We start from the raw sequence: 20164 nt of genomic DNA on the forward strand, positions 1-20164 counted from the left end.
GTGGCGCGCACGCCGGGTCATGGGATTCAATTCATCTGGTTCGGCAACCACAGGCTGATCGCCGGGAATGCCACCAGGATCGCGATGATGATCAGGTGCGCGATCACATGCGGGACCGACCCCCAGAACACATCCCCGACCTTCACCTTGGAATATTTCGCGACGACGAAGCAGTTCAGCCCCAATGGTGGTGTCACGAGGCCGATCTCGGCGGTCACGATCTTGATGACGCCGAACCAGATCAGGTCGAAGTTCAGCGAGCTGAGCAGCGGCGCCACGACCGGAACGGTCAGCACCAGGATCGCCATCTGGTCCATGAAGAAGCCCAGGATCAGGATCACGAAGATGATGATGATCGCGATGACCCAGCGGTTCACATCCAGCGAACCGACCCAGGCGACCATGTTCTGCGTGGTCTGGGTGAGGGCGAAAAAGGTGGTGAAGAGATGCGCCGCCATGATGATGAAGGCCAGCATGCAGGACGTGCGCGTCGCGCGTGCCAGCACGGCATAGACCTCGACCCAGGTCCGGCGTCCACGCAGGAAATACAGCACCGCGGCACAGAAGGCGCCGAGCGCCGAGGCTTCGGTGGGCGTGGCGGTGCCGGTGTAGATCGCGCCGCTGACCGCCGCCATCAGGATCACCATGGGGGCGATCCCGCGCAGGCTGACGATACGCTCGCGCCAGCTGACCGGCTCGCTCAGGGGGGCATGCTCGGGGTTGCGCACGGCCAGGACCCAGACGGTCAGGGCGATGGTGAACGTCACCAGGATGCCGGGGATGACCCCCGCGATCAGCATCCGGCCCACGCTGACATTGGCGAGGAGCGCATAGACGACCATGGCGATGCTGGGCGGGATCAGCATGGACAGCGTCCCCGAGATCGCCACCACGCCGGAGGCCATGCGCGTGTCGTAGCCATAGCGCAGCATCGAGGGCAGCGAGGTCGAGGACAGCGTGGCCGCCGAGGCCGTGGAGGAGCCGCAGATCGCGCCGAAGCCGGCCCCCGCCAGCGCCGTGGCGATGCCGAGCCCGCCGCGCACCCGCCCGAACCAGTTGGCGGCGGCCTGGAAAAGATCGTCCGCGACCCCGGACCGCAGCACGAATTCGGCCATCAGCAGGAACATCGGGATGGCCAGGAACTCATAGGCGCCGCCGCTTTCCTTGGGCACATGCGACAGGACCCCGACGACGGCGGTCAGGCCGCCGATCCAGAAGATCCCCGCCGCGCCCGCGACGATCATCGCGAAGGCGATCGGCATCCCCAGCGCCATCAGCAGGAACAGGAGCAGGACAAAGGTAAGGGCGGTCATTCCACGAATTCCCCGTGCTCTCCGCTGACATCTTCGTCCCGGCCATGGACCAGCATCCGTACGGCGTGCAGGATCATGCGCAGCGTCATCAGGCCGCAGCCGAGGGCGATCGGCAGATAGCTAATCCAAGCGGGCCAGACGATATCGCCGGGAAGGAACTGATTGCGCTGGATGGCCTTGCCCATCGACTTGTAGGCGCCATAGGCCATGACGGCGAAGGCCAGTGCCGCCAGAAGCGACCAGACCGCGTCCAGCCGGGCGCGCAGCGGCTTCGGGATCTTGTCCCGAAACAGTTCGATCTGGATGTGGTCGCCATGACGGAAGGTGGCCGACACCGCCAGGTAGACGGTGGCGATCAGGACGTAATACCTGACCACGTCAAACACCCACAGCTGCGGATGGTTGAAAAGATATCTTGATGCCGCGTCATAGCTGACCGCGAGCATGAGGAAAACGACGCAGACGACCGCGATCGCCAGCGCCGCATCCTCAAGCCGGTTGATGATTCGCCCCATGTTACGCCCTCGCTCCTCCCTGACCGACGGAGACGTATTCGCCCGCTCCCTGCCCTTGGAGACGGTCATGCGCTGGCCAGCGTCGCCTTCTCCAAAGCGGCGCTTCCGGCGCCTCCTAACCCAACAGCCGTTCGGTTGTTCATTTTTATGTATACAGGCAAGATCAGCGCGGGATCTCGGTTTCTGCAAAGGCCAGATTTGAGAACCCCATAGGACGATCCTATATTTGACATGGGCATCAATCGGCCCTCTAGCCGAGGGCCGCGGTCAGGCAGCGCTTGCGGCCGCGCCCGAGGTCCGGTTCCAAGGCAGGAGATCGCCGGTCCGACGCCGTGGAATTTCGCGACCGGCAGCGCCGCGACGAAGGCCGGCCCTCGGGCCGGGGTGATGATCGCCTGGCCGTTCGGCTTGTTGAGGTCGCTCGCCATCTTGGCTGGGAAACTTGTTGTAGGAGATGCCGGCGGAGGCGTTGAGGCCGGTGACCTCCTTGATGCTGGCGCGGACCATCTCGGCGATGCTGGTCGCGATCTCGATGCCCCGCTTGTTCTCGGTCACTGCGCGGCGCCGCCACGGCGGTCCCGCGCACCATCTTCTCGACCGGAAACTTGCACGACGACCTGGCGGTGGCTTCGTCCTCCCACTGTCCCGTTGAGCCGGCCGATCGACGGCGACCAAGGCCCCATGGAGCCGACGAGGCCGGCGGCTGCGAGGCGTTCACGACAGGCGAGAGCTGCATACTGGGACCCGCGATCCGAATGATGGATGCAGCCCGGCGGTGGATGCCGCGCGCCGATCGCGGCTCCGAGGGCAGCCAGCGCCAGGCGGGCGTCGATCCCGCGGCCGATGGCGTAGCCGACGATGCGGCGCGACCAGGCGTCCATGATCGGCGCAACGCAGACGAAGCCCGCGGTGACCGCGACATGGGTGAGGCCGGACACCCAGGGCCGGTTCGGACCGCAGGTCGGTGCGAGCCCGCGCGTCCGGTCGGGAAAGACCGGCTGGTCATGGTCGCTGCTGGTGGTGGCGACGAAGCGGCGCCGGCTCACCGGGTGCAGGCCGTGCTCGCGCATCGACCGCTTGGCCTTCTTATGGTTCACCACCCACCCGACCTGCCGCAACGCCGCCTGCATCCTCCGCCAGCCATCGGCCTCGAACTCGTCCCTGATGGCGTGCATCGCCTCGACCAGAGCCGTGTCGTCGGCGGCAGCGGCAGGATTTGCATAGAAGCCCGACCGCGCGATCCCCATCAGGCGGCATCCTTCGGCGACGGAGAGGCCGTCGGGCCGGCGATCACGCACATGACCTCGCTTCCCGGCAGGCGTCCTTGCCGCAGAGCCCCCTCGACGAACTCGAGCTCCAGCGCCTGCCGGCCGACCAGCCGCTCGAGCGCCTCGATCCGCGCCGCGATCCGCGCCTCGTACTCCTGGATCAGGTCGGCCGCCTGTGCGTCCTCGTCGAACGCGCCCGCCTCGTACTTCCCGATCCAGACCCGGATCAGGTTGCGCGAGAGGTCGTGGCGCTTCGCCAAGCCCGTGCAGCGTCTCGCCCGCCAGGAATTCCTGGGAGACCTGGCGCTTGAACTCGATGCTGTGAGATCGGTGCTTCACCATGGCTTCCATCCTTCGAAAGCCCGGCGTACCGGTCAATTCACTTCAGCCAATCTGTCCGCACGCCTCGGCATCCTGCTGCGGCGTGAGGGCATCACCATGAACACAAAGAAGCTCTACCGGCTCTATTCCGAGGAGGGACTGGCGGTACGGCGCCGCCGCGGCCGCAAGCGCGCGACCGGGACGCGAGCGCCGATCGCGCTTCCGGACGGGCCGAACCAGCGCTGGAGCCTCGACTTCGTCAGCGACGCCCTCGACTGGGGCCGGCGCTTCCGCATCCTGGCGATCGTCGACGACTTCACCCGCGAGGCGCTGGCCCTGGTCGTCGACACCTCGATCGGCGGCCGCCGCCTTGCGCGCGAGCTCGACGCGCTCATCGCCCGCCGCGGCAAGCCCGCTGTCATCGTCAGCGACAACGGCACCGAGATGACCAGCCGCGCCGTCCTCGAATGGACCAACCGGACCGGCGTCGCCTGGCACTACATCGCTCCTGGCAAGCCGCAGCAGAACGGCTTCGGCGAGAGCTTCAACGGTCGACTGCGCGATGAATGTCTCAACGAGGAGGTCTTCGCCAACTTGGCGGAGGCCCGTACCGTCGCCGTGCAAGACCGCCCGGCCATCGCCGCGACGGGCCGGGCGCCTGCGACGCCGGGGGCGGCGCGTGATCGTCGCCGGACAGGCGCGGTTCGGCGGCACAGCACGTCCCCCGCATAGACGAAGCCGTGGTTCTCGAGGTGGTCGTCGGTGTTGGTGACGAGGACGGTGGAGAGCATCCGCGCCCAGAGTTCGTGGAGCTCGGCGCGCACGTCCCTGCCGACGGCGCGGATCGCATCGGCGATCCCGGTGCAGGATCGCTGCCCGGCGCCGCGCCGCCCGGGCCCGGAGGGAGCGTTTCGCGGCCCGTCGTGTCGGGCCATTCGCCCCGCTCCGGGCTGGCTGCTCCTGTCCCCGGTCAGATCACGCCGGCCGCCTTGAGGCTGGCGATCTCGGCGTCGTCGAGGCCGAGCAGGTCGCCATAGATGCCGGCGTTGTCGGCGCCGAGCTTCGGGGCGGGACGGTCAAGGCCGACGGTCGAGCCGGACATGCGGATCGGGATGCCGCCGCCGACGGCGGCGATCTCGCCCGCGTCGGGGTGGACGAGCGGCTGGATCGCCCCGGTCGCGCGCAGGTGCGGGTCGGCGATCACCTCCGCCGCCGTGCGCACCGCAGCGGTCGGGACGCCGCGCTGCGTCGCCAGGGCGTCGATCACCTGCGCCGTGGTGAGGGTGCGGGTCCACGCCTCGATCATCGCGTTCACCGCGTCGGCGTTGACCGCGCGCGGGCCCCGCGTGGCGAAGCGGGGATCCTCGATCAGCTCGCGCCGGCCCATCGCCTCGAACACGCGCTCTGCCCAGGCGTCGGTGGCCGCGGCGATCGAGACGTGGCCGTCGGCGGTCGGGAAGACGCCGAACGGGGTGAGGCGGGTGTGGTGACTGCCGGTGCGCGGCGGAAAGCCATGGCTCTGGAAGACGTCGACGTGCTCGAACGGCAGCAGGGACGCGAGGGCGTCGAGCATCGAGATCTCGACGTGCTGCCCCACCCCGGTCGCCTCGCGCTGGCGCAGCGCCGCCTGGATGCCGATGATGCCGTAGAGCGGCGCCAGCAGGTCGGCGATCGGCAGGCCGAAGCGGAGGGGCGGCCCGTCCGGCTGGCCGGTCGTGTCCATGACGCCGGAGAGGGCCTGAATCGTGATGTCCATCGCCTTCACCCCGGGCATCGGGCTCGGGCGGCCCATGCCGGTGATCGAGCAGTAGACGATGCGCGGGTTCACCGCGGCCACGCGCGCGTAGTCGATCCCGAGGCGTTCCATCGTGCCGTCGCTCATGTTCTCGACGATGATGTCGGCGGTCTCGGCGAGGCGCAGGAACAGGTCGCGCCCGCGTTCTGCCTTGAGGTCGAGCGAGATGCTGCGCTTTGCGCGCGACCGGGCGAGGATGGTCAGCGAGATGTCGCCTTCCTGCATCTTGCCGACGTGGATGCCGTCGCGCCCATAGAACGGCGGGTTGAAGCGGGCCATGTCGCTGCCCTGCGGCGCTTCGATCTTGATGACCTCGGCGCCGAGACCCGCGAGGAGCAGCGTGCCGTAGGGACCGGCGAGCGCGACCGTCAGGTCGAGCACGCGCAGCCCGGCGAGCGGCCGGGGCGCCTCCGGGCTCATGCCGCAGCGGACCCGGCGGGCGCCTCGGCGGACGGCGCGGGGTCGTCGGGGATCGGCGTCCAGGAACCCGGCAGGAGCAGGAGCGGTTGGATCGGCTTCATGGCGGCTCTCCCCCAGGGCGTTTCGGCAGGGCTCCGGCAGCCCGAACGTGCCCCGTCCGGCCTATACTGCCCGGGACGGCCGCGGTCGCAATGGGTGAGGCGTCGGAAGAACGCTGGCGCCGGGGTCTGACGCTGGCCGGCGCGCGGTCGAGGCGCGCGCCGGAAGGGGCGGTCAGTTCGACAGGCTCGCGTCGGTGACGAGGACCGGATCCGCGCGGTAGAGGCCGGGGAACAGACGAGCGAGCGTGGCGATCTTCGGCAGGTCGTTCACCACGATGTAGGGCTGGGTCGGGTTCAGGGTCAGGTAGTTCTGATGATAGCCTTCCGCCGGGTAGAACGTCGCGCCCGGCTCAACGGTCGTCGCCACGTCGGCAGCAAACACGTGGGCCTTGTCGAGCTGATCGACGTAGGCGCGGGCGACCTGTTCCTGCGCCGCCGATTGCGGGAAGATCGCGGAGCGGTACTGCGTGCCGGTGTCCGGGCCCTGGCGGTTCCGCTCGGTCGGATCGTGCGCGGCGAAGAACACCTGCAGGATCTGGCCGTAGCTGACCTGCGCGGGGTCGAACGTCACCTCGACAAACTCCGCGTGCCCGGTGCGCCCGGAGCCGACCGCGTGGTAGTGCGCCGTATCGGCATCGCCACCCGCATAGCCGGAGACGGCGCTCTCCACCCCCTTCACGTGCTGGAACACGCCCTGGATGCCCCAGAAGCAGCCGCCGGCGACGACGGCGACCTCCTGCCCCTTGGCCGCGGGCTCGTCGAGCCGCGGCGCGGGGACGGCGACGCCCTCCTCCGCAAATCCCGGGACGGCCGCCCCGCCGAGCAGTGCCGCCGCCAGTCCGATCGTCCAGAGTCGCATCGCTCGCCTCCTCATGCGGTGGCCGGCCGGAAGCCGAGCGCCACGCCGTTCATGCAGTACCGCAGCCCGGTCGGTTTCGGGCCGTCGTCGAAGACGTGGCCGAGATGCCCGCCGCAGCGGCTGCAATGGACCTCGGTGCGCACCATGCCGAAGGTGCGGTCCTCGGTGGTGCCGACGGCGCCGTCGAGCGGCTGCCAGAAGCTGGGCCAGCCCGTGCCGCTCTCGAACTTCGTGTCCGAGGAGAAGAGGTCGAGCGCGCAGCCGGCGCAGGTGAAGACACCGGCCCGGTGCTCGTCGAGGAGCGGGCTGGTGAACGGCCGCTCGGTCCCCTCGTGACGCAGAACGTCGTAGGCGGCGGGCGAGAGCAGCGTGCGCCACTCGGCGTCCGTGTGCGTCACTGCGAAGCCGGTGGCGGCGCGGCCGGCGCGGGGCGCCACCGCGAGGAGCGCCGCGCCCGCCGCGGCGCATCTCAGAAGAAATCGTCTCGTCATCGCGCCTTCCGCATCAACCCGTCCTGCTCCAACGGTACGCGGAGGGGGCGGGATCGTTACGCCACGGCCGGCGCCGCTCACGGCTTCTTGAGAAGGCCGGGCGGCGCCGTGGCGTGCGCGAGGAGGCGGGATCAGCCGCGGCGGCGCTCGATCGCCTCCCAGATCTTCGCGGTGGCATTGATGCCGTCGAAGCGCTCCAGCTCCTGCAGGCCGGTGGGCGAGGTGACGTTGATCTCGGTCAGCCAGTCGCCGATCACGTCGATGCCGACGAAGATCTGGCCCTTGTCGCGCAGCAGCGGGCCGATGGCGGCGCAGATCTCGCGGTCGCGCGCGGTGAGGCCGACGGCCATCGGGGTGCCGCCGGCGTGCATGTTGGAGCGGGTCTCGCCCTCGAGCGGCACGCGGTTGATGGCGCCGACCGGCTCGCCGTCGACGAGGATGACCCGCTTGTCGCCCTTCTCGACCGCCGGCAGGAACTTCTGGGCGATGAGCGGCTCGCGGTTGATGCCGGTGAACAGCTCCCAGAGCGAGGTGAAGTTGCGGTCGTTAGGGTCGAGGCGGAACACCCCTGCCCCGCCGTTGCCGTAGAGCGGCTTGAGGATGATATCGCCATGCCGCGCCTTGAACGCCTTCAGGGTCGCGAGGTCGCGGGCGACCATCGTCGGCGGCGTCAGGTCGGGAAACGTGGTGACGAGCAGCTTTTCCGGGTAGTTGCGCACCCAGAACGGATCGTTCACCACCAGCGTCGCCGGCATGAGCTGCTCGAGCAGGTGGGTGGTGGTGATGTAGCCCATGTCGAAGGGCGGATCCTGGCGCAGCCACACCACGTCCTGTGTGGCGAGGTCGATGGTCGCCTCCGGCCCGAGGGTGAAATGGTTGCCCTTTTCCCGCCGCACCTCGATCGGCCAGCCGGTGGCGGTGACGCGGCCCTCGTCGAGCGCGAGGCGGTCGGGGGTGTAGTAGAACAGCCGGTGGCCGCGCGCCTGCGCCTCCTCCATGATGCGGAAGGTGGAGTCGGCGGCGATGTTGATCCGCTCGACCGGGTCCATCTGGACGGCGACGTTCAGGGGCATTCTGTTGGCTCCGCTCCGGGTTGGCGCGAACTCTTGGCCGAGGGCCGGGGTCGGCGCAAGCCCGGGGAGCGGGCGCGATCCGCGTGGGATCGGCGGATGTCGTGCGCGAAGTCGCCAGACTCTCGTTGAAGTCATGGACCACTCCTCCTCGCTGAGGGCACCTTTTCTTGCCACGCTGCCAACGCGGGGCGGGCTCGCGGCGGGGGAGCCTCCGGCGGGCGTATTTTCAGCAAGAGGAAGGCCGGGCGCGGCGGCGCGGCCCTACCCCTTTGCCGGGTGGAGCGTCACGTCGATGTCGGGATAGCTGCTGATCGGAAATCCCGGGCCGGACCAGCCCCAGGGGCCGGGGCCCCAGCCGGGAGGACCCCACGGCCCGCCCCACGGCCCGCCCCACGGCCCCATGAACGGATCGCCCCAGCCGCCCGGGGCCTGCTGCCAGCGGGTAACGATCCGGGCGGAGGCGGTGCCGCTGCGGTCGGGGGTGTGGCAGGTGACGGTTATTTCCGGCGACTGCGGCCCGAAGTTCGGCACCACGACCCGGGCGGGCGTCACCAGATCGGTGCGGTAGAGGCTCGTCACCAGCTCGCACTGCGCGCCGATCACCTCGCGCCGCTGGTCGCCTTCGGGCGGCAGGAAGCTGCGGACGACGAGGCGCGCCTCGCCCTGGACCGCCTCGAACTGGCCGCCGGGGACGACGACCTGGCGCGAGACCGGCACCCCGGCGGCGCAGGCGGCGAGGAGGAGTGGGAGCGGGAGGAGCGCGGTGCGGGTCATTCGGCAGCCCTCGGTTCGGTGCCCCCGGCCGGCGAGGGCGTGGCGGAGCCCGGTGCGTCGGATGCCGGCGGCCTCTGCCGCGCGCGCCCTGACCGGACCGAAGCCGCGGCACTCGACGCCCGGCCGCTCGCCATACCAGAGGCCGAACACCCTGTCGACGCGGCCCTCGCCGCGCAGGCCGACCTGCCGGCGCTTCGTCAGATCGAAAAGGTCGGCGAGCAAGACGTCGTGCAGCGACATGCGACCACCTCCCGGTATCCGGGCAATCGCCCGTCAGCCGGGGACATAGGGGCCGCGCGGGCTGAAACGAGTGAAACCTACCCCGGAAACCACAGCCGCGAAACGACCTGTCGCAGAACCGTCATCGCAGCGGAAAGAATGACATGCCTGCGCGCAAAGAACGGAAATGTATGGTAATGCGCGTGGAAACGCTTACATCGGCTCGGATGCCAATTCGAAGACGCGGGACGTTATGGACTGGGACAAGCTGCGAATCTTCCATGCCGTCGCCGATGCGGGCAGCCTCACCCATGCGGGTGAGACGCTGCACCTGAGCCAGTCGGCCGTCAGCCGACAGATCCGCGCGCTCGAGGAGAGCCTCAACACCACGCTGTTCCGCCGCCATGCGCGCGGCCTGCTGCTGACCGAGCAGGGGGAGCTGCTGTTCGACGCGACGCGGACGATGACCAAGCGGCTGGAGGCGACGGCGGCGCGGATCCGCGACTCCGAGGACGAGGTGCATGGGGAGCTGCGCGTCACCACCACCATGGGCTTCGGCACGCTGTGGCTGGCGCCGCGGCTGTTGCGGCTGTTCGAACGCTATCCGAACCTGAAGATCGAGCTGATGCTCGAGGAGCGCATCCTCGACCTGTCGATGCGCGAGGCCGACGTCGCGATCCGCCTGAAGGAGCCGAGCCAGGCCGAGCTGATCCGGCGGCGGCTGATGGATGTGCATATCCGGCTCTACGCGTCGAAGGACTACGTGGCGAAGCACGGGCTGCCGCGGACGGCGGCGGAACTGTCCGGGCACCGGATGATCACCCAGAGCCCGCACTCGCCGCAAGTGCGGGCCGGGGCGGACTTCGTGCAGCCGTTCCTTGCGATGGCGCCCATGTCGTCGCTGACCGTCAACAACTACTTCGGCATCCTGCAGGCGGTGCGCGAGGGGCTCGGCATCGGCTCGCTGCCCGACTATCTCACCGGCGACTTCCGTGATCTCGTGCATATCCTGCCGGAAGAGCACAGCGCCTCGATCCCGACCTACCTCGCCTATGTGGAAGAATTGAGGCACAGCAAGCGCGTGACGGCGTTTCGTGACTTCATCATCGAAGAGATCAGCACGTTCAAGCGCGAGATGGAAGCCGGCGAGCGCCGCGAGGCGAGCCATGCATCGGCGCCATGACAGCCATGCTCAACAATTGAGCATCGGGCCTTGCCGAACGAGGGGGTTGCAGCTATATTACAACTCGAAGTTGGGCAGGCGCCTCGCGCAGGCCGACTTCGACCTCCCTGTTGGACTTGGGCCGAGCTGACGCTCGGCCTTTTTTTTGGCGTCGGTTCTTGCGGGTGCCAGTCTTCGTCGGCATCAGGTGCCCGGTCTTTCCGGCGGGACCACGTGCGGTCCGGGCTTTCGCTCGCGCCGCGCCCGGCCTAAATGGGGCGCAGTCCCCTGCCCCGGAGCCGCTGCCGTCATGTCCGACACCGCCCTCGCCCGCGAGCCCGAGATCACCGACGCGCTGGTCGCCGCACACGGCCTGAAGCCGGACGAATACCAGCGCATCCTCGATCTGATCGGCCGGGTGCCGACGCTGACCGAACTCGGCATCTTCTCGGCCATGTGGAACGAGCATTGCTCCTACAAGTCGTCGAAGCGCTGGCTGCGCACGCTGCCGACGAGCGGCGCGCAGGTGATCTGCGGCCCCGGCGAGAACGCGGGCGTGGTCGACATCGGCGACGGCCCCGACGGCCGGAAGCAGGCGCTGGTCTTCAAAATGGAGAGCCACAACCACCCGTCCTACATCGAGCCCTATCAGGGCGCGGCGACCGGGGTCGGCGGCATCCTGCGCGACGTCTTCACCATGGGCGCACGGCCGATCGCGGCGATGAACGCCCTGTCGTTCGGCGAGCCGTCGCACCCGAAGACACGGGCGCTCATCAACGGCGTCGTCGCGGGCGTCGGCGGCTATGGCAACGCGTTCGGCGTGCCGACCGTCGGCGGCGAGCTGCGCTTTCATGCCGCGTACAACGGCAACTGCCTGGTGAACGCGTTTGCCGCCGGGCTCGCCGACGCCGACGCGATCTTCTACTCCGCGGCGTCGGGCGTGGGGATGCCGGTGGTCTACCTCGGGGCCAAGACCGGCCGCGACGGGGTGGGCGGCGCGACGATGGCCTCCGCCGAGTTCGACGACACGATCGAGGACAAGCGGCCGACGGTGCAGGTGGGCGATCCCTTCACCGAGAAGCGGCTGATGGAGGCGTGCCTCGAGCTGATGGCGTCCGGCGCGGTGATCTCGATCCAGGACATGGGCGCGGCCGGCCTCACCTGCTCGGCGGTGGAGATGGGCGACAAGGGTGATCTCGGCATCGAGCTGGACCTCGACCGGGTGCCGGTGCGCGAGACGCACATGACCGCCTACGAGATGATGCTGTCGGAAAGCCAGGAGCGGATGCTCATGGTGCTGCGGCCGGAGAAGGAGGCCGTGGCGAAGGCGATCTTCGACAAGTGGGACCTCGACTTCGCCATCGTCGGGCGAACGATCCCGGAGGATCGTTTCCGCGTCCGGCTCAACGGCGAGGTCAAGGCCGAGCTGCCGCTGAAGGCGCTGTCGGGGACCGCGCCGGAATATGATCGGCCGTGGGTGGAGACGCCGGCCGCCGCACCGCTCGGGCCGGTGCCGGAGGTGGTGCCGATCGAGGCGCTGGTGGCGCTGATGGAGCGGCCGAACCTCGCGAGCCGGGCCTGGGTCTGGACGCAGTACGACCAGATGGTGATGGGCGATACCGCGGTGGTGCCGGGGTCGGACGCGGGGGTGGTGCGGGTACACGGCACCAACAAGGCCATTGCGTTCACGTCGGACGTCAACCCGCGGTATTGCCGGGCAAATCCGGAGCGGGGCGGGATGCAGGCAGTGGCGGAGGCGTACCGCAACCTGACTGCCACGGGGGCACGGCCGCTCGCCGCGACGGACAACCTGAACTTCGGCAACCCGGAGAAGCCGGAAATCATGGGCCAGTTGGTCGGCTGCATCCGCGGCATCGGCGCGGCGTGCAAGGCGCTCGACATGCCGATCGTCTCGGGCAACGTCAGCCTCTACAACGAGACCGACGGGCGGGCGATCCTGCCGACGCCGACGATCGGCGGGGTCGGGCTGCTCGGCTCGCTCGACGAGCTGATCCGCATGGCACCGACCGCGGGCGACGTGTTGCTGCTCCTCGGCGAGACGACGGGCCATCTCGGGCAGTCGGCGCTGCTGGCCGAACTCCATGGCCGCGAGGAGGGTGACGCCCCCGAGGTCGACCTGGCGGCGGAACGGGCGGCGGGCGAATTCCTGCGGGCGGCGAAGGTCGAGGCGCTCGTGTCGGCGGCGCACGATCTGTCGGACGGCGGTCTGGCGGTCGCGGCGGCGGAGATGGCGCTCGCGGGCGGGGTCGGGGTCGACCTGCTGGCCGAGGACGGGATGGGCGCCGCGGAATGGTTCTTTGGCGAGGATCAGGGGCGCTATCTCGTCGCCTGCCCCGCCGTCGACGTGGACCGTCTGCTGGCGCGCGCGGTGGAGGCCGGCGTGCGGCTGCGGGTGGTCGGCTCGGCCGGCGGGTCGGAGGTTCGCCTCGGCGCGGGAGCGGTCGATCTCGGTCGGCTGCGGGCGAGCCGCGAAGCAACCCTGCCCCGGCTCTTCGACTGACACCGCTCGTGTTGCCCTTGCGGGCGGGGGGAGGCGCCTCTAGATTCCCCACCGGAGCGAAGTTCACTGGAGGCGGCGGCCGGATGGCGATGGAAGCTCAGGAGATCGAGCGGCTGATCCGGGAGGCGTTTCCCGGCGCGCACGTCGAGATCACCGACCTAGCGGGCGACGGCAACCACTATGCCGCCACCGTCGAGACGGAGGCGTTTCGCGGGATGAACCGCGTGAAGCAGCATCAGATGGTCTATGCTGCACTCAAGGGAAAGATGGAGGGGTCGCGGGGCGAGCTGCACGCGCTGGCGCTGACGACCCGGGCACCGGAGTAGAGCCATGAGCGAGACAGTAGCGGACCCGGCCCACGAGGCGATCCGCAAGGACATCAGCGAGAACGACGTGGTGCTGTTCATGAAGGGCACCGCGTCGATGCCGCAATGCGGCTTTTCCAGCCGGGTGGCTGGGGTGCTGAACTACATGGGCATCGCCTACAAGGACGTGAACGTGCTGGCCGACGAGGCGATCCGCAACGGCATCAAGTCGTTCTCGGACTGGCCGACGATCCCGCAGCTCTACGTCAAGGGCGAGTTCGTCGGCGGCTGCGACATCATCACCGAGATGACGCTGTCGGGCGAGCTGGACACTCTGCTCGAAGAAAACGGCATCGCGTTCGACAAGGACGCGGCGGCGAAGATCCGGGAAGCCAACGCCTGACGCACGAAAGGCAAGCCCATGTGGCTTGCCTTTCAAATTTCCGGAGCGCGGGATCGGTTCGTGCCGGCCCGACGGGAATGACGGCAGCCCTACTGTTCCAGCCCATCCGCCAAGGCGTTGATCTCGGAGATGACCTTGCCGAGCAGGGCGCCGGCAAATTCGTTCTCCTCGCGAAGCTCGGCGACCTCGGCGGGCGAGAGCTTGTGCGAAGCCTCGGTCTCGAGTTTCAGCGCATTGGCGGCGAGCATCGCGGACTTCGCCTCGGCAATGCGGGTGCGCTCTTCGGCGTGGCGGATGCGTTCCTCAGCGTGGCGAAGCTGCTCGTGCAGGCCGGTCATCGTATCGCCGAGCATCAGGCCCGCGAGCAGCAGCATGCGCTTTTCGGTGGAACGGCCGGCGTCGCCGATCCGGGTGGCCTCGGCGTCGAGCAGGCGCGCGGCGCGTTCGAGCGAGACTTCCTCGCCGGGCTGGCAAGCGACCTCGAAGACGCGGCCGCCGATTTCCAGGATGAGCTCGGGCATGATCAGACCTCCGCGATCAGCGGCTTCAACTGGGCGATGAGGTCGTCGAGGGCCGCCACATCCTTGTCGCGCTTGGCCTCGAGCCGCGCGAGTTCGTCGACCAGCTCGGCCTTCTCCGCCTCGAGCGCGTCGATGCGCTCGCGGAGCACCCGTTCGTCCGGCCGCTCCTCGGTCGCGGCGGCGCGGGCGGCGACGGCAGAACGGAGACGGTCGAGCGCCTGCGAGAACTGGGCTTCGAGTTCGGCGAATTGACTCATCCGTTGGCCTCTTCGATACGGATCTTCGTTTTACGGGTGAGTTTGGGGGATTGCAATCTGCCGATGCCGGCCAATACCTGATCGGCGCGCCCTGGCGGACCACGCTGCACAAAGGGGCCGGGATGCGCGTGTAGATGATCCTATATCATGTTGTATTTATTGAAATATACATCAACATCGCCGTTCGGCGCAGACTGCCTGCGAACGCGGCAGTCTCCGCGTTCCGGCCTTGACCCACGAACCGGGCCTGTTATCAGTGCGCGCGGCGCCTGATTGTCAGGCAAGCCCACGTGCCGAAGAGGACCTCCCGGTGAACATTCCCGAGCTCCGCGAGCGCCATCCCGATCATTGGAAGAAGGCCGCAGCGATCCGGATGCTTGCGATGGACGCGGTCCAGCAGGCGAATTCCGGGCATCCAGGCATGCCGATGGGCATGGCGGACGTGGCGACGGTCCTGTTCGAGAAGCACCTGAAATTCGACCCGACCGATGCGAAGTGGCCGGATCGCGACCGCTTCGTGCTGTCGGCCGGGCACGGCTCGATGCTGCTCTACGCGCTGCTCTTCCTGACCGGCTATCCCGACATGACGATCGAGGACATCCGGCGCTTTCGGCAGCTCGGCTCGCCGGCGGAGGGGCACCCCGAATTCGGCCACGCCGGCGGCATCGAGACGACCACCGGGCCACTCGGCCAGGGCATCGCCACCTCGGTCGGCATGGCGATCGCCGAGGAGAGCATGGCGGCGCGCTTCGGGCGCAAGGTGGTGGACCACCACACCTACGTCATCGCCGGCGACGGCTGCCTGATGGAGGGGATCAGTCAGGAGGCCATCGGGCTCGCCGGGCGACAGGAGCTGTCGCGGCTCATCGTTCTCTGGGACGACAACGGCATCTCGATCGACGGGAAGGTGAGCCTTTCCGACAAGACCGACCAGAAGGCACGGTTCGTCGCCTCGGGCTGGTCGGTCCATGAGTGCGACGGGCACGACCCTGACGACATCGATCGGGCGATCCGCGAGGCAAAGGCGACGGCGCAGCCCTCGCTCGTCGACTGCCGCACGCACATCGGCTACGGCGCCCCGACGAAGCAGGACACGAAAGCGGCGCACGGCTCGCCGCTCGGGGCCGAAGAAATCGCGAAAATCCGCGAAATCTACGGCTGGCCCTATCCGCCGTTCGAGATCCCGAACGACGTGCTTTCCGCCTGGCGCGGCATCGGCGAGCGCGGCAAGGCGGCGCGGGCGGACTGGGCGGCGCGCTTCGACAAGCTGGGGCCGGCCAAGCGAGCCGAGTTCGAGCGTGTGGTATCGGGTGCACTGCCGAAGAAGCTTGCGCCGGCGCTGATGGCGTTCCGAAAGGGGATTTCCGAGAGCGCGCCAAAGGTTGCGACGCGGAAGTCTTCCGAGATGGTGCTCGAGGTCATCAACGCGAATACGCCGGAGACGATCGGCGGATCGGCGGATCTCACCGGCTCGAACAACACGCTGACGAAGGACCTCGGCACCTTCGACGTCGGCACCCGGGGTGGCCGGTACGTTCACTACGGCATCCGCGAACACGGCATGGCGGCGGCCATGAACGGCCTCGCGCTGCACGGCGGCTGCATTCCCTACGGCGGCACGTTCCTGGTGTTTTCGGACTATGCCCGAGGCGCGATGCGGCTCTCCGCGATCATGGGCGCGCGGGTGGTCTATGTGCTGACGCACAACTCGATCGGGCTGGGGGAAGACGGACCGACGCACCAGCCCGTTGAGCATCTGGCCGCGCTGCGCGCCATGCCAAAGCTGAACGTGTTCCGGCCGGCGGATACCGTCGAGACGGCAGAGGCCTGGGAACTGGCGCTTTCGGCGGACGGGCCGAGCGTGCTGGCACTCACGCGGCAGAACCTGCCGACAGTGCGGACTCGACACACGCGGCAGAACCTCTCGGCCCGCGGCGCCTATGTGCTCGAGGAGGCCGTCGCCCGACGCAAGGCGATCCTGCTTGCCACCGGCTCGGAGGTGGAGATCGCCCTCGAAGCCCGGACGCTTCTGGAGCGCAAAGGCATCGGCACGCGGGTGGTTTCGATGCCCTGCTGGGAGCTTTTCGCGGCGCAGGACGAGAAGTACCGCAAGAGCGTGCTGCCGGCCGGGCCGGTGCGGGTCGGCGTCGAGGCGGCGCTGGAGTTCGGCTGGGAGCGCTGGCTCTGCGGCGAGCGCGGCGCGGAAAAGAAGGCCGGGTTCGTCGGGATGACGGGCTTTGGTGCATCGGGGACGATCGAGCAACTCTATCCGCACTTCGGCATCACCGCCGACGCGGTGGCAGCAAAGGTCGAAGCGCTGGTCTGAGGAGGCGACGATGGGGTGGAAGACGCTCGACGATATGGACCTTCAGGGCAAGGTCGTGCTGACCCGTGTCGACATCAACGTGCCGGTCGAAGGCGGCAAGGTGACGGACGCGACGCGGATCGAGCGGATCGTGCCGACGGTGAAGGACATCCTGGCGAAGGGCGGCAAGCCCGTGCTGCTCGCGCACTTCGATCGGCCGAAGGGCAAGGTCGTGCCGGAGATGAGCCTGAAGGTGGTGCTGCCGGCGCTGGAAGAGGCGCTCGGGGTCAGCGTCGCCTTTGCCGAAGACTGCATCGGATCGAAGGCGGCGGACGCGATCAAGCGGCTACCCGCGGGCGGGGTTCTGCTTCTGGAGAACACCCGGTTCCATAAGGGTGAAGAGAAGAACGATGCCGATTTCGTCGCCGAGTTGGCGGCGGAGGGCGACGTGTTCTGCAATGACGCTTTCTCCGCGGCTCACCGCGCGCACGCGTCGACCGAGGGGCTGGCGCATCATATGCCGGCGTGTGCCGGGCGGCTGATGCAGGCCGAACTCGGCGCGTTGGAGAAGGCTTTGGGGAAACCAGTGCGGCCGGTGGTTGCGGTGGTCGGCGGGGCGAAGGTCTCAACCAAGCTCGAGCTGCTCGGCAATCTGATCGCCCGGGTCGACACGCTGGTCATCGGCGGCGGCATGGCAAACACGTTTCTCGCCGCTCAGGGTATCGACGTGGGCAAGTCGCTCTGCGAGCATGACCTGACCGGCACGGCCAGGGAGATTGCGGAAAAGGCGGCAGCGGCGGGCTGTACCATCCTGCTGCCGTCCGATGTCGTGGTCGCTCGGGAGTTCAAGGCGAATGCGGCGAGCGAGGTGGTGTCCGCGGACGCCTGCCCGTCCGACGCGATGATCCTCGACGCAGGTCCGGAGGCCACACGTGCGGTGATCGCAGCGTTCGGAGCAGCGAAGACACTGGTCTGGAACGGCCCGCTTGGCGCCTTCGAGATTACGCCATTCAACATGGCGACCGACGCGGCCGCGCGGGCGGCGGCAGCCCTCACGCGCGAGGGCAAGCTTCTGTCTGTCGCCGGCGGCGGCGACACGGTCGCTGCGCTCAACGCCAGTGGAGCTGCCAGCGACTTCACCTATGTCTCCACGGCAGGCGGCGCCTTCCTGGAGTGGCTCGAAGGCAAGACGCTCCCCGGCGTCGCGGCGCTCGAGCAAGCCTGAGCTGTAACAAGAGGGAAACCGATGAAGGCGACGCGGACCGTCCAAAAGATCCTGAGCTACTATGAATCGGACAACCCTGGCGTGAAAGGCAATCTCTGCCGCATGCTGATGCAGGGTCGGCTCGGCGGTACGGGCAAGATGATCATCCTCCCGGTGGACCAAGGCTTTGAGCACGGGCCAGCTCGCAGCTTCGCGCCAAACCCGCCAGCGTATGACCCGCACTATCACTATCAGATCGCGCTCGATGCCGGGCTCAACGCCTACGCCGCGCCGCTCGGCATGATCGAGGCGGGCGCCGACACCTTCGCCGGACAGATTCCGACGATCCTGAAGATGAACTCTTCAAACTCGCTGGTTCCGAAGATTGCGGGCTTTGACCAGGCGATTACGGCTTCGGTGGATGACGCTTTGCGCCTGGGCTGTGCGGCGATCGGGTTCACGATCTACCCGGGCTCTGCGCATGGACTTGACATGTTCGAGGAGATCTCGTCGCTGCGCGAGGAGGCCGCTGCAAAAGGCCTGCCGACCGTGCTGTGGTCGTATCCGCGTGGCGAGGACATCAGCAAGGATGGCGAGACAGCAATTGACGTCGCGGCATATGCCGCTCAGATCGCGGCCCTTCTGGGTGCCCATATCATCAAGATCAAGCTGTCCACTGACTATCTGGAGCAGGCCGAAGCGAAGAAGGTCTACGAGAAGCAGAGTGTCAGCATAGCCTCTCAGGCGGAGCGCGTCCGGCACTGCATGCAGGCTTCCTTCGGTGGCCGGCGGATTGTGGTTTTCTCCGGCGGTGCCGCCAAGGGCGCAGACTCGGTCTACGACGACGCGCGGGCGATCCGCGACGGGGGCGGCAACGGATCGATCATCGGCCGGAACACCTTCCAACGCTCGCGCGAAGACGCATTGGCCATGCTCAACACGCTCGTTGATATCTACAAGGGCCGCGCCTGAGCACGTGAAGCCTGAATCCCTCGCGCGTTCGGCGCGCGGGGGATATCCAAAGTCGTCGACTTCTGGCAAGCTGCTGCAAAACGAGCAGAGAACAGGCGGATCGGACTTTGGCTTACCCGGAATACGAACCCCGGCGTCGGAGCTTCACTGGCGGTATTTTTGCGATCGTGGTCATTGCGCTCACAAGCTACCTGACTTTTGCCGCGCTGCAAGGCGAGCATGGGCTCTTCAGCCTGTTTCAGGTTCAGGCTGACGAGAGCACGCTCCGCGGTGAACTGGCCGACCTTAAGGCCGAACGCGCATCTATCCAGAACAAGACATTACGTCTGTCGTCGAAAACACTCGATCCTGACTTGCTCGACGAGCAGGCGCGCAAGGTTCTGGCTTTCGGGCGCCCAGACGAAATCATGATACGTTGACCTAGGCGCCCGGAGCGCCGCCTACCGATCATCCACGAGTCATACGACGACTAACGGAATTTCAGGAGTCCGACACCACGGCCTCGCCCAGCAGCTGGTCCATCGACTTCGACGGCTCCGCGCATCCCGCCTCCCCGACGATGCGCGCCGGTACTCCGGCCACCGTCTTGCAAGCAGGTACGTCTTGCAGCACCACGGAACCTGCAGCAACTCTACTGCACCCGCCCACACGAATGTTGCCGAGCACAGCAGCACCCGCACCGATCAACACGCCATCCCCGATCTTGGGATGCCGGTCGCCGTCCTCCTTGCCCGTTCCGCCAAGCGTCACGGAATGGAGCATCGAGACATTGTTTCCGACGGCCGCCGTCTCACCGATCACGATGGAATGCGCATGGTCGATCATGATCCCGTTGCCGACACGCGCCCCCGGATGGATGTCGACACCGAAGGCTTCAGACGTCCTCATCTGAATGAAATACGCCATGTCGCGCCGACGGTGCTCCCAGAGCCAATGGCCGATCCGATAGCACTGGATCGCCTGGAAGCCCTTGAAGAACAGCAACGGCTGCAAATAGCGATGGCAGGCCGGGTCGCGCTCGAACACCGCCAGAATGTCCGCCCGCGCTGCGAGGCCCAGCTTGGGATCCGCCTCGTAGGCTTCATCCATGATCTCCCGCAGGATGAGTTCGCTCATTTCCTGCGACGCGAGCTTCTGGGCAAGCCGAAAGCTGAGGGCGCTCTCCAGACTGCCATGATGCAGAATGCCGGCGTGGACAAGACTGGCCATGAGCGGCTCGTCCCGCACGACCTGCTCCGCTTCGTGGCGTATCGTCGTCCAGACAGGATCCACACTGGCGACGTTAGGCTGGGACCGCATTGCCATCTCCTCCGCGACCAGCGGTTGAGGTGGACCGATATGCGCCAAAAATCAAGGGCGAGCGTT

The 20164-nt window shown here is 67.8% G+C and carries 22 protein-coding genes and 1 pseudogene; 9 read left to right on the forward strand and 14 right to left on the reverse strand.

Features of this window, described 5'->3' with window-relative positions:
* Positions 1–26: 26 nt before the first annotated feature.
* From QM699_RS10295 to QM699_RS10315, 5 genes are all read right to left on the reverse strand, one after another.
* Positions 27–1313 carry a TRAP transporter large permease gene (locus QM699_RS10295; RefSeq protein ID WP_415011038.1) on the reverse strand — a complete coding sequence of 429 codons (1287 nt, stop codon included), beginning with the start codon at positions 1311–1313 and terminating at the stop codon, positions 27–29.
* Positions 1310–1828, reverse strand: a complete 519-nt coding sequence (locus QM699_RS10300; protein ID WP_415011039.1) for a TRAP transporter small permease — start codon at positions 1826–1828, stop codon at positions 1310–1312. The genes QM699_RS10295 and QM699_RS10300 overlap by 4 nt, the downstream gene beginning before the upstream one ends.
* 267 nt (positions 1829–2095) lie before the next feature.
* Positions 2096–2383, reverse strand: a complete 288-nt coding sequence (locus QM699_RS10305) for a hypothetical protein (RefSeq protein WP_415011040.1) — start codon at positions 2381–2383, stop codon at positions 2096–2098.
* Positions 2380–3075, reverse strand: coding sequence for a DDE-type integrase/transposase/recombinase (locus tag QM699_RS10310; RefSeq protein WP_415011041.1), 696 nt, complete (start codon positions 3073–3075; stop codon positions 2380–2382). The genes QM699_RS10305 and QM699_RS10310 overlap by 4 nt, the downstream gene beginning before the upstream one ends.
* A complete protein-coding gene (locus QM699_RS10315; RefSeq protein ID WP_415011042.1) occupies positions 3075–3356 on the reverse strand; it encodes a helix-turn-helix domain-containing protein in 282 nt (93 codons plus the stop codon). The genes QM699_RS10310 and QM699_RS10315 overlap by 1 nt, the downstream gene beginning before the upstream one ends.
* A gap of 4 nt (positions 3357–3360) precedes the next feature.
* Between QM699_RS10315 and QM699_RS10320 the strand changes: the two genes are divergently transcribed.
* A complete protein-coding gene (locus QM699_RS10320) occupies positions 3361–4149 on the forward strand; it encodes a DDE-type integrase/transposase/recombinase (protein ID WP_415011043.1) in 789 nt (262 codons plus the stop codon).
* A gap of 50 nt (positions 4150–4199) precedes the next feature.
* On the opposite strand, the pseudogene QM699_RS10325 reads toward QM699_RS10320, so the two are convergent.
* The 6 genes and pseudogenes from QM699_RS10325 to QM699_RS10350 all read right to left on the reverse strand — a co-directional run.
* Positions 4200–4352 (reverse strand): annotated as a pseudogene (locus QM699_RS10325) (hypothetical protein); the annotation flags it as partial.
* 35 nt (positions 4353–4387) lie between these two features.
* On the reverse strand, positions 4388–5632 hold the full coding sequence (locus QM699_RS10330; RefSeq protein WP_415011044.1) for a CaiB/BaiF CoA transferase family protein: 1245 nt from the start codon (positions 5630–5632) through the stop codon (positions 4388–4390).
* Positions 5633–5905: 273 nt separating this feature from the next.
* The gene (gene msrA / locus QM699_RS10335) at positions 5906–6592 is read right to left on the reverse strand and encodes a peptide-methionine (S)-S-oxide reductase MsrA (protein ID WP_415011045.1); all 687 of its coding nucleotides are present in this window, start codon (positions 6590–6592) and stop codon (positions 5906–5908) included.
* Positions 6593–6603: 11 nt separating this feature from the next.
* On the reverse strand, positions 6604–7083 hold the full coding sequence (msrB, locus tag QM699_RS10340) for a peptide-methionine (R)-S-oxide reductase MsrB (RefSeq protein WP_415011046.1): 480 nt from the start codon (positions 7081–7083) through the stop codon (positions 6604–6606).
* A gap of 131 nt (positions 7084–7214) precedes the next feature.
* Positions 7215–8156, reverse strand: a complete 942-nt coding sequence (gene gshB, locus QM699_RS10345; RefSeq protein WP_415011047.1) for a glutathione synthase — start codon at positions 8154–8156, stop codon at positions 7215–7217.
* Between the two features lie 261 nt (positions 8157–8417).
* On the reverse strand, positions 8418–9170 hold the full coding sequence (locus QM699_RS10350) for a hypothetical protein (protein WP_415011048.1): 753 nt from the start codon (positions 9168–9170) through the stop codon (positions 8418–8420).
* 232 nt (positions 9171–9402) lie between these two features.
* Here QM699_RS10350 and QM699_RS10355 point away from each other — a divergent pair, with 232 nt between their 5' ends.
* The 4 genes from QM699_RS10355 (at position 9403) to grxD (ending at position 13540) form a co-directional block, all read left to right on the forward strand.
* On the forward strand, positions 9403–10332 hold the full coding sequence (locus QM699_RS10355) for a LysR family transcriptional regulator (protein ID WP_415011049.1): 930 nt from the start codon (positions 9403–9405) through the stop codon (positions 10330–10332).
* Positions 10333–10621: 289 nt separating this feature from the next.
* Positions 10622–12832 carry a phosphoribosylformylglycinamidine synthase subunit PurL gene (purL, locus tag QM699_RS10360; RefSeq protein ID WP_415011050.1) on the forward strand — a complete coding sequence of 737 codons (2211 nt, stop codon included), beginning with the start codon at positions 10622–10624 and terminating at the stop codon, positions 12830–12832.
* An 83-nt stretch (positions 12833–12915) separates the two neighbouring features.
* Positions 12916–13158: a BolA family protein gene (locus tag QM699_RS10365; protein WP_415011051.1), complete on the forward strand. Its 243-nt coding sequence runs from the start codon at positions 12916–12918 to the stop codon at positions 13156–13158.
* A gap of 4 nt (positions 13159–13162) precedes the next feature.
* Positions 13163–13540: a Grx4 family monothiol glutaredoxin gene (gene grxD, locus QM699_RS10370; RefSeq protein ID WP_415011052.1), complete on the forward strand. Its 378-nt coding sequence runs from the start codon at positions 13163–13165 to the stop codon at positions 13538–13540.
* 89 nt (positions 13541–13629) lie between these two features.
* Here the strand turns inward: grxD and zapA are convergent, their stop codons facing one another.
* Both zapA and QM699_RS10380 read right to left on the reverse strand, forming a co-directional pair.
* A complete protein-coding gene (gene zapA / locus QM699_RS10375; protein WP_415011053.1) occupies positions 13630–14061 on the reverse strand; it encodes a cell division protein ZapA in 432 nt (143 codons plus the stop codon).
* A gap of 2 nt (positions 14062–14063) precedes the next feature.
* Entirely contained in the window at positions 14064–14318 is a 255-nt protein-coding gene (locus QM699_RS10380; protein ID WP_415011054.1) for a hypothetical protein, read from the reverse strand.
* A 310-nt stretch (positions 14319–14628) separates the two neighbouring features.
* On the opposite strand from QM699_RS10380, the gene tkt reads away from it, so the two are divergent.
* The 4 genes from tkt (at position 14629) to QM699_RS10400 (ending at position 19218) form a co-directional block, all read left to right on the forward strand.
* Positions 14629–16644: a transketolase gene (gene tkt, locus QM699_RS10385; protein WP_415011055.1), complete on the forward strand. Its 2016-nt coding sequence runs from the start codon at positions 14629–14631 to the stop codon at positions 16642–16644.
* 10 nt (positions 16645–16654) lie between these two features.
* Positions 16655–17848 (forward strand): phosphoglycerate kinase, encoded by a 1194-nt coding sequence (locus QM699_RS10390; protein ID WP_415012734.1) that lies wholly within the window; start codon positions 16655–16657, stop codon positions 17846–17848.
* 21 nt (positions 17849–17869) lie between these two features.
* Positions 17870–18799 (forward strand): class I fructose-bisphosphate aldolase, encoded by a 930-nt coding sequence (locus tag QM699_RS10395; protein WP_415011056.1) that lies wholly within the window; start codon positions 17870–17872, stop codon positions 18797–18799.
* A 107-nt stretch (positions 18800–18906) separates the two neighbouring features.
* Positions 18907–19218, forward strand: a complete 312-nt coding sequence (locus QM699_RS10400; RefSeq protein WP_415011057.1) for an FtsB family cell division protein — start codon at positions 18907–18909, stop codon at positions 19216–19218.
* 61 nt (positions 19219–19279) lie between these two features.
* Here QM699_RS10400 and cysE read toward each other — a convergent pair whose 3' ends face one another.
* Entirely contained in the window at positions 19280–20098 is an 819-nt protein-coding gene (gene cysE, locus QM699_RS10405) for a serine O-acetyltransferase (protein ID WP_415011058.1), read from the reverse strand.
* Between the last annotated feature and the right edge of the window lie 66 nt (positions 20099–20164).

The sequence above is a fragment of the Amaricoccus sp. genome (genome assembly GCF_047602525.1).
In the GTDB taxonomy this organism is placed as follows: domain Bacteria; phylum Pseudomonadota; class Alphaproteobacteria; order Rhodobacterales; family Rhodobacteraceae; genus Amaricoccus.

Coding starts and splice junctions, on each gene's coding strand:
- zapA (WP_415011053.1), bottom strand. CDS start 14,061: ATGCCCGAGCTCATCCTGGAAATCGGCGGCCGCGTCTTCGAGGTCGCT.
- QM699_RS10365 (WP_415011051.1), top strand. CDS start 12,916: ATGGCGATGGAAGCTCAGGAGATCGAGCGGCTGATCCGGGAGGCGTTT.
- QM699_RS10380 (WP_415011054.1), bottom strand. CDS start 14,318: ATGAGTCAATTCGCCGAACTCGAAGCCCAGTTCTCGCAGGCGCTCGAC.
- QM699_RS10355 (WP_415011049.1), top strand. CDS start 9,403: ATGGACTGGGACAAGCTGCGAATCTTCCATGCCGTCGCCGATGCGGGC.
- cysE (WP_415011058.1), bottom strand. CDS start 20,098: ATGCGGTCCCAGCCTAACGTCGCCAGTGTGGATCCTGTCTGGACGACG.
- QM699_RS10395 (WP_415011056.1), top strand. CDS start 17,870: ATGAAGGCGACGCGGACCGTCCAAAAGATCCTGAGCTACTATGAATCG.
- QM699_RS10295 (WP_415011038.1), bottom strand. CDS start 1,313: ATGACCGCCCTTACCTTTGTCCTGCTCCTGTTCCTGCTGATGGCGCTG.
- QM699_RS10350 (WP_415011048.1), bottom strand. CDS start 9,170: ATGTCGCTGCACGACGTCTTGCTCGCCGACCTTTTCGATCTGACGAAG.
- QM699_RS10300 (WP_415011039.1), bottom strand. CDS start 1,828: ATGGGGCGAATCATCAACCGGCTTGAGGATGCGGCGCTGGCGATCGCG.
- purL (WP_415011050.1), top strand. CDS start 10,622: ATGTCCGACACCGCCCTCGCCCGCGAGCCCGAGATCACCGACGCGCTG.
- QM699_RS10310 (WP_415011041.1), bottom strand. CDS start 3,075: ATGGGGATCGCGCGGTCGGGCTTCTATGCAAATCCTGCCGCTGCCGCC.
- grxD (WP_415011052.1), top strand. CDS start 13,163: ATGAGCGAGACAGTAGCGGACCCGGCCCACGAGGCGATCCGCAAGGAC.
- QM699_RS10390 (WP_415012734.1), top strand. CDS start 16,655: ATGGGGTGGAAGACGCTCGACGATATGGACCTTCAGGGCAAGGTCGTG.
- gshB (WP_415011047.1), bottom strand. CDS start 8,156: ATGCCCCTGAACGTCGCCGTCCAGATGGACCCGGTCGAGCGGATCAAC.
- QM699_RS10330 (WP_415011044.1), bottom strand. CDS start 5,632: ATGAGCCCGGAGGCGCCCCGGCCGCTCGCCGGGCTGCGCGTGCTCGAC.
- msrB (WP_415011046.1), bottom strand. CDS start 7,083: ATGACGAGACGATTTCTTCTGAGATGCGCCGCGGCGGGCGCGGCGCTC.
- msrA (WP_415011045.1), bottom strand. CDS start 6,592: ATGCGACTCTGGACGATCGGACTGGCGGCGGCACTGCTCGGCGGGGCG.